The sequence below is a fragment of the Paenibacillus sp. JNU01 genome, assembly GCF_059130585.1.
In genome coordinates, this window is the sequence record NZ_CP169723.1 from 6,320,988 (window position 1) to 6,334,987 (window position 14,000).

The following is a 14,000-nucleotide window of genomic DNA, read 5'->3' on the forward strand; positions in this document are numbered from 1 at the left end:
AGAGATGTTGAAAAAATGGCTTTCGGGTGTTCTGGCAATAACGTTGTTCTCCATTATTCTAGCTGGCTGTGCTGGCGGAGATACTTCAGAAGGAGGCAGCGGTAATGACAAAGTAACCGTAACACTCTGGCACAACTGGACCGGACAGGATGCAAAGGCGGTTGCCATGCGTCAGATTATTGAAGATTTTCGCACGGCACATCCAGATATTGAAGTCGTGGATGAAGGACTGCCTACAGATGGTCTCAAAACCCGGCTTCGCACGGTCGCAGCTGCCAACGAGATGCCAGACCTGTTCGTAATGTGGCCAGATGCCATGACTAAGGAATTTGTAAAAGGGGATCTGTTACAACCCATCAATACCGAGCTGGACGCGAAGCCGGAGTGGAAAGATAATTTTATCCCGAACGCACTGGACGGATACACCGTGGACGGGAATATCTACTCCGTGCCCATGAATCTGGCGCCGAGTTCCTTCATCTATTACAATGAAGCTCTTTTTAAACAATACAACGTGAAAGTGCCAGAGACTTGGGCGGAACTGGAACAAGCGATTGCTACGTTTAATCAAAATAAAGTCATTCCCATGGCACTTGGCAACAAGGCCAACTGGGTAGCACAATCGACCATATTCAGTACCCTGGCTGACCGGATCACCGGCACAGACTGGTTCCTGAAAGCGACAGCACAAGATGGTGCAAGCTTTACCGATCCACCATTTATTGAAGCCCTGAACAAAATGCAGGAGCTCGGCAACAGCAAGGCGTTCCAGGATGGATTCAACAGTATCGATGAGACACAGATGATGCAACTTTATTTCCAAGGTAAGGCAGCGATGGTCATGAACGGCGGATGGGCCTTGGCCAATCTGGTGAACAATGCACCTGAAGAGGTATTGAACAACACGCATATTACGATTCTCCCTCCAGTGGACGGAGGTAAGGGTGAACCAAGAACCACATCCGGTGTTGTAGGAACCGGGTTGGGTGTAAGCAAAAAGCTGAGCGGTGCACAAAAAGAGGCGGCGATGGAGCTGTTCTACGCACTGGCAGGACCAGATGGTCAGAAGGCTACATTGGATAGCAGCACATTGGTGAGTTACAAGATTGATCTGGACAAAACCAAGGCGCATCCTTTGTTCGTTGAATTATATGATCTGATGCAGGAAGTGAAGATTACGCCTGTATACGATTCCAAGTTGGGATCGGCAACGGTTGAAGTTATTAACAATGCTTTGCAAGAGTTGCTCATGGGAGGTAAAGCCGAAGACATTGCGGCTAAAATCCAGGCGGCTCAAGCCAATGCAGTTAGTCAGTAATTATGGGTCAAACTAGATAGCGATTACGATGGTACAGCCAGACGATAAAGATTCAATGAACTCATCACATCGCGTATTAGCTGGTTATTCGACAAAACCCCTTCCCGGCAGGGGAGGGGTCTTTAAGTATGGAAGGGAAGTGAACAGATGAACGCACTGCGCAGTCGGCGTTTTATTATGCTGGGGCTGGCCCCGGCAGTCATCATTTATGCATTGTTTGTATTTGTACCGGTCGTATGGTCGGCGTACTACGGTTTCTTCAACTGGTCCGGCATCGGCGCATCCAAATATATTGGTATGGATAATTACGTAGAGATCTGGCATGATCCTGTATTTTGGCGGGCACTGAAAAATAACGTTATTTTTGTGTTGGCATCCGTATTTGGACAAATTCCGTTAGCACTGATGCTCGCGGTCATATTACACAAAAGCAATCCGTTACAGCGGTTCCTGCGCTCAGCCGTATTTCTGCCGATGGTACTATCGACTGTAGTGATCGGTATGATCTGGCAGTATATCTACCATCCGCAGATCGGGATATTGAACTTTCTGCTGGACGCACTGGGTCTGGAGAGTTGGAAGCTGCAATGGCTTTCCGATGACAAGATTGCGATCTTTTCCTTAGTGCCGCCGCTGCTCTGGAGTTTTGTGGGGTTGTATCTGATTATCTTCATCTCCGCATTGCAGAATATTCCAGGCGAGATTCATGATGCTGCCAAAATAGACGGTGCTTCAGGCATCCGTAAGCTGGTATCCGTCTCTTTGCCCATGATCTGGGGGACGGTTCAGGTTGCGATCATTCTATGTATCTCGGGGAGTCTGAAATCCTTCGATCTGGTCTACATCATGACCAAGGGTGGTCCGGCACATGCAACAGAACTACTTGCAACGTATATGTACAATTCGACCTTTACAACATACCGTTACGGTTTTGGTAGTGCGATCTCAACAACCATCGTACTGATCTCCCTGCTGCTGATCGGAACAAGCCAGTGGGTGACCAGTCGCAAACGAAAAGAGAATCAATAGAGAGGAGGGCTATCATGCGTGCGACACCTGTATCCATGCCATCACCACGAAGCGGCTCAGGCCATCCGATTCGCCGCCTCCGCAGCGGAATTGTTTGGACGCTGCTAACGGTCTATGGTATTTTAACATTGTATCCGTTCTACTGGCTCGTGATTAGTGCGTTCAAAACGAATGAAGATTTCTATAGCAGGCCCTTTGGTCTGCCGGAAAACTGGAATGTTGCCAATTTCAGCAATGCATGGGAAAGCTCCAGGCTGGGGACTGCTTTTGGCAATTCACTCATTGTATCCGTCGGATCACTTATTCTGACACTGTTTATTGCAGCGCTATCTTCATTCATTCTGGCCCGTTTCCAGTTTCGCTGGAAAGGGTTAATCATGACCTTCTTTGTTGTAGGTATGCTTATTCCGATTCATAGTACACTTGTCCCTTTATTTATTTTAATGAAACAGATGTCCTTGCTAAATACGTACTGGGCATTAATATTACCTTATACGGCTTTTGCATTACCTACAGCTATTTTCGTGCTTACTGCTTATCTGACAAGTGTTCCACGTGATATTGAAGAGGCAGCTTTTATTGATGGAACAGGGCTTTGGGGGCTATTTACCCGAATCATGCTGCCCATGTCCGTACCTGCGTTGTCTACGGTTACGATCCTGAGTTTCCTGCATGCGTGGAATGACTTTTCATTTGCGCTTGTATTCATCAACAAGACCGGATTGAAAACGTTACCGCTGGCCATTGCGAACTTTGCGGACGGGTATCAGACCGATTACGGGTTAACACTTGCTGCCATGACCCTATCGGTCATTCCAACCATTATCTTGTATCTCGTATTCCAGGAACAGGTTATGAAAGGCATGACAGCCGGAGCTGTTAAAGGATAAGCGAAAGCGCATCCAGAGGAGGAGAAACGTTTGGCACGCTGGCTCACATCTTCGTTACAAAGGAAGCTATCCGTTGTTGTGACAGCTTCAATGATTGTGCCATTGCTGGCTTTGGGTCTGTTCGCCTTTCTAATCTCTTCCCGCATCACGGAGCAAAAAACAAAACTGTCCGGCATGGATACGCTGAAACAGGTGGAAGCCAATCTTCGTTATATGCTGCAGGATGCCGAGAACCTGTCCATTTTCCTGATTGGAGAAAGGGATATTCAGCATTATCTTAGCCAAAATGAGGATCACGAGATGGACAGAGTGGATATCTTGGGCAGGATGACCAATCTGGCTGCTTCCAAGAAATATATCGCCAACATCGCCATATATCCGGGGCGTTTTGATGCCACATTGTCGACCGCTACCTGGTATGAATCCAGTGAATTCAACTTATCCTATCCCTCTGTTCCTAGTGGTGAAACAGTTAAACAATGGACGGGGGTATACCCGGTCCAGAATTATGCGGGTATTCAAAATGTGATCACTTTGGTTCGGCCGATTCGCAGTATCCATGATTATCGGCCCATCGGCTGGTTAGCCATTAGTCTAGATGAGAAGGCCATATCCAAGGGATGGGCCGCTCTGGGATTAGGCAGAGGGCAAGGCAGATTGGAACTTATCGGCAGTTCTGGAGAGATTCTGTCTTCGATGGACAAATCCCGGCTTGGACTTAAGCTGGATGGTGTCGAGCCTGGGATCACAACGTTAGTTCAGGCTGGTGGTAGCGGAACCACTACGTATGGCAGTGGTGAGGATAAACGGACGCTGCTCTATTATCCGGAAGAATTGACGGGGTGGACGTTGGTCGGAACAGTCCCATATGATCAGTACAAGTCCGAGAATCGGTATATCCTTATTCTGACCGGGTGCGCCGTTGCCATGTCTGCTGCGATCAGTGCAGGTTTGGTCTGGTTTACGGTGCGGCGTGTGACGCGGCCGCTTCGCGTGCTTACCAGACATCTGTCCAGAATTGATCCGGAACGTCCTCTTCCACTTTTTCGGTCTGAAAGTGATGACGAGATCGGCAGGCTTGGGGAGAGTTACAATCTGCTCGGTTCACACATTCAGTTATTGAAGGAAGAGGTTATTCGCGGTGAAGCTCGCAAAAAGGAAGCGGATCTTCGGGTGCTCCAGGCGCAGATTAATCCGCACTTCCTATATAACACGCTCTCTTCAATTCACTGGATTGCCTTGATGTCCGAAGAGAAGCGGATCGCAGACATGGTTGAGGGCTTGAGTGATTTTCTGCGCATCAGTTTAAACAATGGTCAGGATTATTATCCTGTGGAACAAGAGATTGCTCATATCCGACATTATGTGCGGGTGCAGTCCATTCGTTTCCCTGATCAATTCGTATTGCATTACATCGTTGATCCAGCGCTTGAGAAGCGAATGATGCTGAAACTGTTGCTGCAACCGCTCGTTGAGAATGCCATGATTCATGGCATTCAGCCCAAAGCAGGCGTGGGTACCATCACTATAATGATTCGCAAGGACCCGGATAATGAACAGATGAATGTACTGGTACTGGATGATGGTGTCGGCATGGAGCCGAACAGGATGGAGCAATTAAGGATAAGTATTAGGGAATGGAAGGGAAAACAGCCGGAAAAACAGCTAAACCAAGGCGGTTATGGACTCTGCAATGTGAATGAGAGACTGCTTCTCCATTATGGAGCGGATGCACAGCTAGAAGTCGACAGCAGGGTTGGGGGAGGTACCCGGATTTCGTTTTCCATTCCAATCTTGGAGGGTTCGCCATGAGACTATTAATTGTGGATGATGAAGTAATTATCCGTACAGGGCTTGCCAGCGTTATCGCTTGGCATGAACTCGGAATTGAACTTCTTCAACCGGCTGCCTCGGCAGAGGAGGCGTTAGCACGCATGGCTGAGGAACGTCCGCATATCCTGATGACGGATATTCGGATGACGGGCAGATCAGGGCTGGAACTGGCAGAAGAGGGACTGCGATTGTTACCTGAGCTGGAGGTCATTATTTTGTCCGGATACGATGACTTTTCTTATGCGCAGCAGGCGATACGCCAAGGGGTTACAGATTATCTGCTCAAAACAAGCAAGCCGGAAGAGATCATCAAGACCGTATTACAGGCCAAACAACGGATCACGGAACGTTGGGCAGAGAAGTCCAGAGAGGGACAGCTTATGCGGGAGAATCGGGAGCGGTTATTTGCTGGTTGGATCATTGACGGTGACACCACTTCGGGCCAATTTCCTTCGTTTTTGCGTTCTGATGCTGGAATAGAGGCAGCGAATGATGGTCTTGATGATGAACAGATTCGCAGACAAGTCATTGTACTTCGAGCAGAGGGTTGGGATCGATCCTCGGATGCACTATTACGATTCGCGGTGCAGAATACCCTGGAGGATATGCTACCGGGTGCCATTGCGCATATAGAGAAACAGCAAATTATATGTGTAGTTTCATGGCCGCCTGTGGAACAGGAATATCCGTTCAAGCTGGAGAGTGCATTACGTCGGGTGGAGCAATTACTGAAGTGTACTCTGCGTGCAGCAGTAGGTCTGCCTGTGCATGGATATGCAGATCTGCACGAAAGCTACCGAACGGCTTCAACTGCTTTCCGATATCGAGGTTTGATGGATGATAAAGTATGGCATTATGAGCACGTTCAGGAGCGCCAAGGTGGTAAAAGTGTACTTACGCATGAAGAAGAGACCACACTTGGTTCAATATTGTTAGATAATGATTCAGTGAGGTTAACGACATGGACGCGTGAACTGGTGGCTAATCTGACTACAGAACCGGAGGTCACGCCAGAATCGTTCAGTGCTTGTCTGCACTCTGCGGTCATTGCAGGTCATCGCTGGCTTACCCGTACAATGCGAGCGACAGGGCGTGAAGAAACCGCAAGGCTTGAACCCTGGTTGCCGGAACCGGATGCCGAAGCTGTAGATCTTGGGGATATGTTGTTTCACCATCTGTATGGTCTGATGCATGTCTATCATAGCCGAATGGGTCAGGGACAGGCTGCCCATGTGCAAAAGGCTATTGGTTATATTGAATCATCACTGGCACAGGACATTAATCTGCAGCAGGTAGCTGGACATGTCCATTTGCATCCGGGTCACCTGAGTGAACTTTTTAAAAAAGAAATGGGTGTGACCTTTGGAGATTTTGTCACCGATATGCGTATCCGAAGAGCGATGGATATGCTCGCCGTGTCTCCAGCGAAGGTCAGTGAAGTCGCTGCCATTAGCGGCTACGAAGACGTGAAATATTTTAGCAGACTGTTCAAAAAACATACCGGCAAGACCCCGAGTGAATATCGCGAAGAGGCGTTATCGTTCAAACCTTCGGGAAGTTAGAAATGAGCAGACTAGGCAGCATGTCTTGCATTTCTGCAAACGTTTTCGATAGAGTATTACTCAGGGTTATTGGAGAGTGAGGGTGTATTAATGAAGATCCATAGTTCAAGTCAGGATTTATCGGGACAATGGAAAATACAGCATTTTGAAGTTGGAGAGAAACGGGCAATGGATGTGGCAGCTGCTGCGCTGGATGACCGTTTCTGGATCGGGGCAGAAGTGCCTGGGGATGTACATGCTGCACTGATTGAGCGCAGTATCATTGATCCGCCCTATTACGGTCATAATGATGCCAAAAGTCGCTGGATTGAGCAAAAGGAATGGTGGTACCGTACAACCTTCAATCTGGTGAGAGATGCGGAGACGGAAGAGCACTTTGAACTGGTGTTTGAAGGATTGGACACGTTTGCAACGGTATATGTGAATGGCCATGAAGTTGGAAAAACGGCAAATATGCTTATGTCACATACATTTAATGTAACGTCTCTGGTACGCAGTGGCTGGAATGCGATTGCTGTCAAGTTCGATCCGCTTCACCTGCATCACCGGGACAAAGAAACCTTCGATTGGTCCTCGTATACGAAGGAACGGCCATGGCTGCGCAAAGCAGCGATGAACTTTGGTTGGGACTGGGGACCACGCATGGTGACGGTGGGAATCTGGGGTGCTGTACGGCTGGAAAAACGAACAATAGCCAAGTTGGAAAGTGTGTATGCTCGAACGGAATCAGTCAGTACAGATCATGCTGTGTTACACGTCACGGCAGATGTGAAGTCCGTCTTGTCTTTCCGCAGCAGACAGAAGCGTGAGCAGGCTGTGGTTGCGTCCTGTAATGTTCGCCTGCTGGACCGCAACGGACACGAGGTAGCAGGTGCCAATGAACTGCCTGTAGAAGGTGGTAAGGCAGATACCACGTTGAACGTCACGTCACCTCAGTTATGGTGGACTCATGATCTGGGTGAGCCGTATCTGTATACGTTAGAGGTTACATTGTGTGCTGACGGCATCGAGGTGGATCGTTACAGCGAACCTTATGGGTTACGAACGATTGAGCTGGCTCTTCACAATGAACAGGGTGAAGATGCATTTACGTTTATTCTGAACGGAGTCAAAGTATATGCCAAGGGTGCCAACTGGATTCCGGCTGATCATCTGATTGGTGCCATCCCGAGCTCCCGGTATCGTGAGCTTGTCGAGCTGTCGGTAGAAGGACATATGAACATGCTGCGCGTCTGGGCCGGTGGCATCTATGAGAAAGATGTCTTCTACGATGAGTGTGACCGGCAAGGGGTGTTGGTGTGGCAGGATTTTGCATTTGCGAATGCGTTGTTCCCGGATTTCAATCGTGATTTCATGGATAATGTCCGGCAAGAGGTAGAAAACAATGTCATCCGTCTGCGTAACCGTGCCTCGCTTGCCATCTGGTGTGGCAATAACGAGATTGACTGGCTTTATGACATGAAGTCTGCAAGTGGGGATATTACCAGTCCGTTCTACGGCGAACTTATCTATCATGAACTGATCCCTGAAGTGCTGGATCGCTTGGATCTGTCCCGTCCGTACTGGCCTTCTTCTCCGTTTGGGGATAGCAATGGTCAGGATGCGAATGATCCCGATGTCGGGGATCGTCACAACTGGCAGGTATGGCATGGCTCGGTCTATCCAAGGAAGCATGGAGAGCCGCCCCTGCTGGACTATAGTATTGAAGGTGTGACGTTCAAAAATTACAAAAAGGATCATGCGCTTTTCAGCAGTGAATTTGGTATGCATGCCTCGGCCAATCGTTACACGCTGGAGAAAAATATGCCCGCAGGGCAGTTTTATTGGGGCAGTCCGGAGATGGCCTACCGTAACAAGGATACCAACCATCAAAAAGGCATTCTGCTAATGGAAGGTTACACAGGCATTCCGCAAAATATAGAAGAATACATGAACTATTCCATGCTGACTCAAGCAGAAGGATTGCGCTACGGAATTGAACATTTCCGACGGATTAATCACCGTAACAGCGGTGCACTCGTGTGGCAATTAAATGATAGTTGGCCAGGTACAAGCTGGTCCATGATTGATTATGAACTGCTGCCGAAGGCATCTTTTTATTACGGGAAAATATTCTTTCATCCTGTCTTGTTGTCACTGGAGCATGAGCCGGGGGAGCCGCTTGCGTTGTGGGTCGTGAACGATACACGGGACGTGCTGAAAGGCGAGCTTCGGTTCAATGTCTATGAATTGCAAGGAGAGAAGATCTATTCCAGCACACATGCTGTTGAAGTAACATCTCAATCCTCATTGTGTATTGCCGAATTAACTGAAGTAGAGGTGTTACAGGGCAGACGTGCGGAGGAAGTCATGGTTGAGTTGGTATCCGAAGGATTTACGGCGCCGATCAATCGGTACTTCTTGCGTGATCCTAAGGATGTGTCATTGCCGGAATCTCAATTGAGTGTACATGTGAATGAAGAGGAACAGTCTGTAACGGTTACGGCGAGTGGAGCAATTGCACGATTGGTGAAGTTGGAGCTCCCTCTTGGGCGTGTGCGATTCAGTGATAATTATTTTGATCTGCTCCCGGGCGAGAGCCGGACGGTAAGACTTAGTCATCCAGAGCGATCGTCTTTGCCACTGGCGGAACTTCGAGTCAGTGCCATGAACGGCAGGGAAGGATAAAATAATAATAATAGACTTCGATTCTAGTTCGAGGTTTTAAGGTGGTAATCCTGATCAGGGATGCCACCTTTTTTGCTTTTGCAGTAAGTGAATTCATGTATTCGTGTCAGGTGATCTTATCGGGTTTTGAAGAAAAGATTCATAGCGCTGCTGAAAAGAAGTCTCCATCTCCACTTGTCGTGCAAGTTGCTGTTGAACCTTCGCTCCGCGAATCGTCTGAAGTTCCTGAAGTTGTGCAGTGGAACTGAATTGGTCTGTGGCCATCTGAACAAGTAATTCGGAGAGCACATCCGCATCTTCGAGCGCAGCATTAAGTCCGAACGCACCGGTTGGGGTCATGGTATGAGCGGCATCACCGATGAGTACAACATTGTCTTGTGCCCACGACTGGCAATAGCTGCTTTCGACAGATAACAGAACAAAATCACTCCAGCTCTGAATGTTGGCAGCTACAGAATCAGACAGGCAAGGAAATGCGGAGACAAGTTTGTCTACAAAAGGAGCAATCGGCTGCTCTCGCAGCTTGGAGTATGCTCCTTCGGGGATGTTCCAGCCAATCTGAACATAACCGCCAAACTGTGAGAACAGTGCGAGCTGTTGACCATCCATGCTGGCCATCCGAACAGCCGGTTCCCAACCTATCGGTGCCGGAATACGCGCCCACAGTAGATCATACCCATGCTTGCGAATTTCGGGGGTCAAACCGGAATGTTTGCGTACAGCAGAGTATCTGCCATCAGCACCGACAATAACAGATGCTTCGATGGAGGCGGGCACGCCGTTCTGTCGAATGTTAATACCAACGATATGGCCGTTTTTGTCTCGTAACATACCCGTCATTATCGTATTGAATCGTACTGGTTCGTTTGAACTGTGCTGCTGAGCGTGCGACGTGATGGCTTCCAGGAGATGATCTTGCGGAACATGAATACCCACATGAGATTCTCCGTTACCCGGGGATATTGTATGAACAATCTGACCATTTTCCCAATATTGAATCTGCTCCAAGAGCAGTGCTCCACGTTCCTTGACGAGGGAATAGAGGCCGTGTTTATTTAAAATTGTTTCGCCGTCCACATTGAGCAACTCTCCGCGGAACGATTTGTGCAGGTGGGGTTGCCGCTCTATGAGCATCGTGGATATTCCTTTTTGATTCAGTAAATATGAAAGTAAGGCACCACCTGGCCCAGCGCCGACGATGCAAACATCCGTTTTTAATGGTGATTGTAAGTTCTGATTCATGTGCATAAGTCCCTTGCAGTATAATGGTGACTCTTGTTTACTTTATAACAACAAATTTATTAAAATCATTAAGTAACTAAAAGTAACTTTGAAGATATAGGTTATTATAAACAAACCCGTTGCCATAATGCAATAGGTGCAACCCAAAATAGAACACAAGTCTTTCGGTAGAGTATAAGGTGTCCAATACAAGCGTATTTTTCACAAACATCATAGTGTAAATATGTTACAATATAAGGTAGGTTATGATGAAAGGCAGGAGGAACGTTTATGAGCCCGGATACGGAGCGAAACTCTCAATTGGCAAATGTAGATCAATTGTTGGAGGCCTTCTTCAGATATAAAAATAAAGTATTGGATCAGCAGCAGAAGACCGAAACCAACTGTAAACTGAATCCGACAAAAAGTCATATATTGGGCATGATTTTACGTGAACAACGCTGTATGGCGGTTGATGTGGCGAGACAACTCAGCTTGTCTTCCGGTGCAACCACGATTGTACTGAATCAACTGGAAACGGAAGGCTTGATCCAGCGGGTGCGCAGTGAAGAAGATCGTAGAATTGTTTGGCTGTCCTTAACGGATGAAGGGGCGCAGCTTGCGAAGACACTTAATGCGAATCGTGGCCGAATGACGTGGGAATTGTTGCAAGCACTTTCCGAAGAGGAGCAGCAGCAGATGTTCGGCATGTTGAAGAAAATTGAACTGAAACTGCTGGAGAACATGAAGTCGTTTGAGCAGATCCATCGATAATGCATATATGACTTGTTCTTTTGAAGACGTCAGTCCTCATGAGTTCGTCCCTTTTTGCGGGGGGATGAGCCTTGAAGACTGGCGTTTTTGAGTTTGTTCACAAATGAAAGCGAACCACATGATCCGTCAATCCTTCCTGAATCAACACTTCTTTTTGTTTCCTGCCCATCAGGTCAAAGTGGGGAAATGGCTGCCGCTGATGAATATATCGGGGGTCCAACCCGTGATCGTTACACCAACACTCGAGACGTTCCAGATCTGCACAGCCAACTTTGGTGACACTGGTGATGCCGGGGAATCGGTTGTCAATCCAGAAATGAGTGAGGTACGCAATCTCACCACGAGCAACTTGTTCCTTCCACGCAGCCAACTCTTGTCGTTTAATTCCAAATGCCATAGATACAAGTTCCTTTCCAAACGGGTATTGTCCTGAGCATATTGTAACATCTTATATACAGAATCCATCAGAATTCTTCAAAATAGACTAGTCTGAGACGAGTTGGTTGGGTATATGAATATGACAACATTTTTATAACAAAGTCTGGATTATGTTAAAATAAACCTATACAACAAAGGTTTCACACTTCTATAGCGGAAAGGGATTGTCATCATGGAAATATTTATAGCCGTACTTGTTTTACTGGTACTGATCGGTTTATCGAACATTCTCAACCGGTTTGTACCTTTTATTCCCGTTCCGCTCATTCAAATCGTGCTCGGTGTAGCCATAGCTCTGCTTCCTGCCGGGGTACACTTGCAGTTGAATCCGGAATTGTTCTTTGTACTTTTTATCGCACCTTTGTTATACAACGATGGGAAGCGAACACCAAGGAATGAATTATGGAATCTGCGTGCACCTATCCTTCTGCTTGCGTTGGGACTTGTGTTCGTGACGGTGGTTGTGGCGGGATATGCCATTCATTGGCTGATTCCTACGATTCCGTTACCCGCGGCTTTTGCTCTTGCAGCCATATTGTCCCCGACAGATGCAGTGGCCGTTGGTGCTATGGCAGGACGAGTACATTTGCCTAAAAGCATACATAGGCTTCTTGAAGGTGAAGCATTAATGAATGATGCATCCGGCTTGGTCGCCTTCAAATTCGCCATTGCAGCCACGGTCACAGGTGTGTTTTCCCTGGCACAGGCAACCTTCAGTTTTATTCTGATTGCCATTGGCGGACTTCTCGTCGGTGCATTGTTATCTTTTCTGTTAATCCGGCTCGGGATGTGGATTCGCAGACTGGGCATGGAAGATGTAACAATTCACATGCTGTTGCAAATACTGACGCCATTTATCATCTATCTGGTGAGTGAAGAAATTGGGGTATCAGGTATTCTTGCGGTAGTGGCAGGCGGTATTATCCACGCCATTGAGCGTGACCGCGCTGAATCGGTTCAGCTGAAAATGCAGGTGGTATCTGCCAGCACATGGTCAGTCATTTTATTTATACTAAATGGTCTGGTGTTTGTAATTCTGGGTGTACAGGTCCCGGATGTTTTAAGTACCATTTTCGAAAATGTTTCGTTTAATAATCTGCAAGTGCTGGGCTATGTGGGCTTGATCTCGGTGCTACTGCTGGTTCTGCGCTTTCTCTGGATCTATCTGTTCTGGCAAGGGAATGAATGGCTGCGTACCAAATCCTCTATAGGCAGGCCCAAATTCAAGGATATCACGATTATTTCCCTATCTGGGGTACGTGGGGCTGTCACATTGGCGGGTGCCTTCTCCATTCCTTATGTGCTTCAGGATGGTTCACCTTTCCCTGAACGGGATCTCATTATTTTCCTGGCGGCAGGGGTTATCCTTTTCTCCCTGATTGCGGCGAGTGTGTTTCTTCCGGTTTTGGCTAAGAACGCTGGGGGATCCAGCGAAGAAACACCACAGAAGTCCGAGCGAAAAGCACATGACATTATGCTGAATGCCGCAATACGGGCTGTCAAATCCGAAATGAATGATGAAAACAAAGCTGCAGCACTCGCGGTCGTCTCCGATCTGTCCAAATATATCAGGCAGGCCGCAGGTCAGCTTACCGCGGATAAACGCAAATATATCCAGAAACAGGAAACAGCTATTAACCTGATTGCCACCCGAGCGGAGCGAAAAGAAATTGAAGAGATGCTGGATGAAAATGCAATTGCTTCCGATGCTGCTTTCAAATGTGACAGTTGGCTGGATCGCAAGGAAATGATGTTGGCCAATCGCGCAAACACTCAGATGATGACCTCAATCAATGAGATCGGGCGTATGCTGGGTCATCTATTCACCAATCGATCCCAGAAGCCGAGTCAACCCTTCATGCTAGAAAATGCAGAACTTTTCCGTCAGGTGAAGTTACGCACCTCTGAAGCGGCAATTAAGGCCATTCGTGCCCATATGAACGATGGGAATCGAATCGTAGCTTTGTCAGTCATCGCCAAATATGAACGTGTCATTGCCAAACTGCGAACCTGGAACCAAGGGAAAACGGAAGATCCGTTTAATCAGGAGAAGCTTGAGTTGCAGATGGTGGCGATTCAGGAACAGCGCAATACAGTGCAACAATTGTATGAGAACGGTGAGATTAATCGTGATGTGGCTGCCAAGCTGCGCCGGTTTATTAATGATGTGGAAGCAACTGCGTTGAAAAATACCTAATCCGATAAATCCGATATTTTAAATAAGTTAAACGGTCTGATATACTATGGAACAAGAAAATGAATCACTAT

The 14,000-nt window shown here is 47.5% G+C and carries 10 protein-coding genes; 8 read left to right on the plus strand and 2 right to left on the minus strand.

Features of this window, described 5'->3' with window-relative positions:
- Positions 1 to 4: 4 nt before the first annotated feature.
- The 6 genes from NLBNIHML_RS27845 to NLBNIHML_RS27870 all read left to right on the plus strand — a co-directional run bounded on the left by NLBNIHML_RS27845 (position 5) and on the right by NLBNIHML_RS27870 (position 9,299).
- On the plus strand, positions 5 to 1,318 hold the full coding sequence (locus tag NLBNIHML_RS27845; RefSeq protein ID WP_339241251.1) for an extracellular solute-binding protein: 1,314 nt from the start codon (positions 5 to 7) through the stop codon (positions 1,316 to 1,318).
- Positions 1,319 to 1,465: 147 nt separating this feature from the next.
- Positions 1,466 to 2,347 carry a carbohydrate ABC transporter permease gene (locus NLBNIHML_RS27850; RefSeq protein WP_253433433.1) on the plus strand — a complete coding sequence of 294 codons (882 nt, stop codon included), beginning with the start codon at positions 1,466 to 1,468 and terminating at the stop codon, positions 2,345 to 2,347.
- Positions 2,348 to 2,361: 14 nt separating this feature from the next.
- A complete protein-coding gene (locus NLBNIHML_RS27855) occupies positions 2,362 to 3,237 on the plus strand; it encodes a carbohydrate ABC transporter permease (RefSeq protein WP_445252558.1) in 876 nt (291 codons plus the stop codon).
- 30 nt (positions 3,238 to 3,267) lie between these two features.
- Positions 3,268 to 5,049 (plus strand): cache domain-containing sensor histidine kinase, encoded by a 1,782-nt coding sequence (locus NLBNIHML_RS27860; protein ID WP_494353271.1) that lies wholly within the window; start codon positions 3,268 to 3,270, stop codon positions 5,047 to 5,049.
- Positions 5,046 to 6,632: a helix-turn-helix domain-containing protein gene (locus NLBNIHML_RS27865; RefSeq protein WP_494353272.1), complete on the plus strand. Its 1,587-nt coding sequence runs from the start codon at positions 5,046 to 5,048 to the stop codon at positions 6,630 to 6,632. The genes NLBNIHML_RS27860 and NLBNIHML_RS27865 overlap by 4 nt, the downstream gene beginning before the upstream one ends.
- Before the next feature lie 90 nt (positions 6,633 to 6,722).
- Complete coding sequence (locus tag NLBNIHML_RS27870; protein ID WP_494353273.1) at positions 6,723 to 9,299, plus strand: beta-mannosidase; 2,577 nt, start codon at positions 6,723 to 6,725, stop codon at positions 9,297 to 9,299.
- Between the two features lie 93 nt (positions 9,300 to 9,392).
- Here NLBNIHML_RS27870 and NLBNIHML_RS27875 read toward each other — a convergent pair whose 3' ends face one another.
- Positions 9,393 to 10,541 carry an FAD-dependent monooxygenase gene (locus NLBNIHML_RS27875; RefSeq protein ID WP_494353274.1) on the minus strand — a complete coding sequence of 383 codons (1,149 nt, stop codon included), beginning with the start codon at positions 10,539 to 10,541 and terminating at the stop codon, positions 9,393 to 9,395.
- Positions 10,542 to 10,811: 270 nt separating this feature from the next.
- Here NLBNIHML_RS27875 and NLBNIHML_RS27880 point away from each other — a divergent pair, with 270 nt between their 5' ends.
- Positions 10,812 to 11,294 (plus strand): MarR family winged helix-turn-helix transcriptional regulator, encoded by a 483-nt coding sequence (locus NLBNIHML_RS27880; protein WP_339241265.1) that lies wholly within the window; start codon positions 10,812 to 10,814, stop codon positions 11,292 to 11,294.
- 97 nt (positions 11,295 to 11,391) lie between these two features.
- On the opposite strand, the gene NLBNIHML_RS27885 is transcribed toward NLBNIHML_RS27880, so the two are convergent.
- Positions 11,392 to 11,691: a hypothetical protein gene (locus tag NLBNIHML_RS27885; RefSeq protein WP_339260318.1), complete on the minus strand. Its 300-nt coding sequence runs from the start codon at positions 11,689 to 11,691 to the stop codon at positions 11,392 to 11,394.
- Between the two features lie 213 nt (positions 11,692 to 11,904).
- On the opposite strand from NLBNIHML_RS27885, the gene NLBNIHML_RS27890 reads away from it, so the two are divergent.
- On the plus strand, positions 11,905 to 13,929 hold the full coding sequence (locus tag NLBNIHML_RS27890) for a Na+/H+ antiporter (protein ID WP_342572527.1): 2,025 nt from the start codon (positions 11,905 to 11,907) through the stop codon (positions 13,927 to 13,929).
- The last annotated feature ends 71 nt before the right edge of the window (positions 13,930 to 14,000 follow it).

Excerpts from the sequence above, each read along its gene's own strand:
- NLBNIHML_RS27885 (WP_339260318.1), bottom strand. The coding sequence starts at position 11,691 with ATGGCATTTGGAATTAAACGACAAGAGTTGGCTGCGTGGAAGGAACAA.
- NLBNIHML_RS27875 (WP_494353274.1), bottom strand. The coding sequence starts at position 10,541 with ATGAATCAGAACTTACAATCACCATTAAAAACGGATGTTTGCATCGTC.
- NLBNIHML_RS27870 (WP_494353273.1), top strand. The coding sequence starts at position 6,723 with ATGAAGATCCATAGTTCAAGTCAGGATTTATCGGGACAATGGAAAATA.
- NLBNIHML_RS27880 (WP_339241265.1), top strand. The coding sequence starts at position 10,812 with ATGAGCCCGGATACGGAGCGAAACTCTCAATTGGCAAATGTAGATCAA.
- NLBNIHML_RS27890 (WP_342572527.1), top strand. The coding sequence starts at position 11,905 with ATGGAAATATTTATAGCCGTACTTGTTTTACTGGTACTGATCGGTTTA.
- NLBNIHML_RS27855 (WP_445252558.1), top strand. The coding sequence starts at position 2,362 with ATGCGTGCGACACCTGTATCCATGCCATCACCACGAAGCGGCTCAGGC.
- NLBNIHML_RS27850 (WP_253433433.1), top strand. The coding sequence starts at position 1,466 with ATGAACGCACTGCGCAGTCGGCGTTTTATTATGCTGGGGCTGGCCCCG.
- NLBNIHML_RS27845 (WP_339241251.1), top strand. The coding sequence starts at position 5 with ATGTTGAAAAAATGGCTTTCGGGTGTTCTGGCAATAACGTTGTTCTCC.
- NLBNIHML_RS27865 (WP_494353272.1), top strand. The coding sequence starts at position 5,046 with ATGAGACTATTAATTGTGGATGATGAAGTAATTATCCGTACAGGGCTT.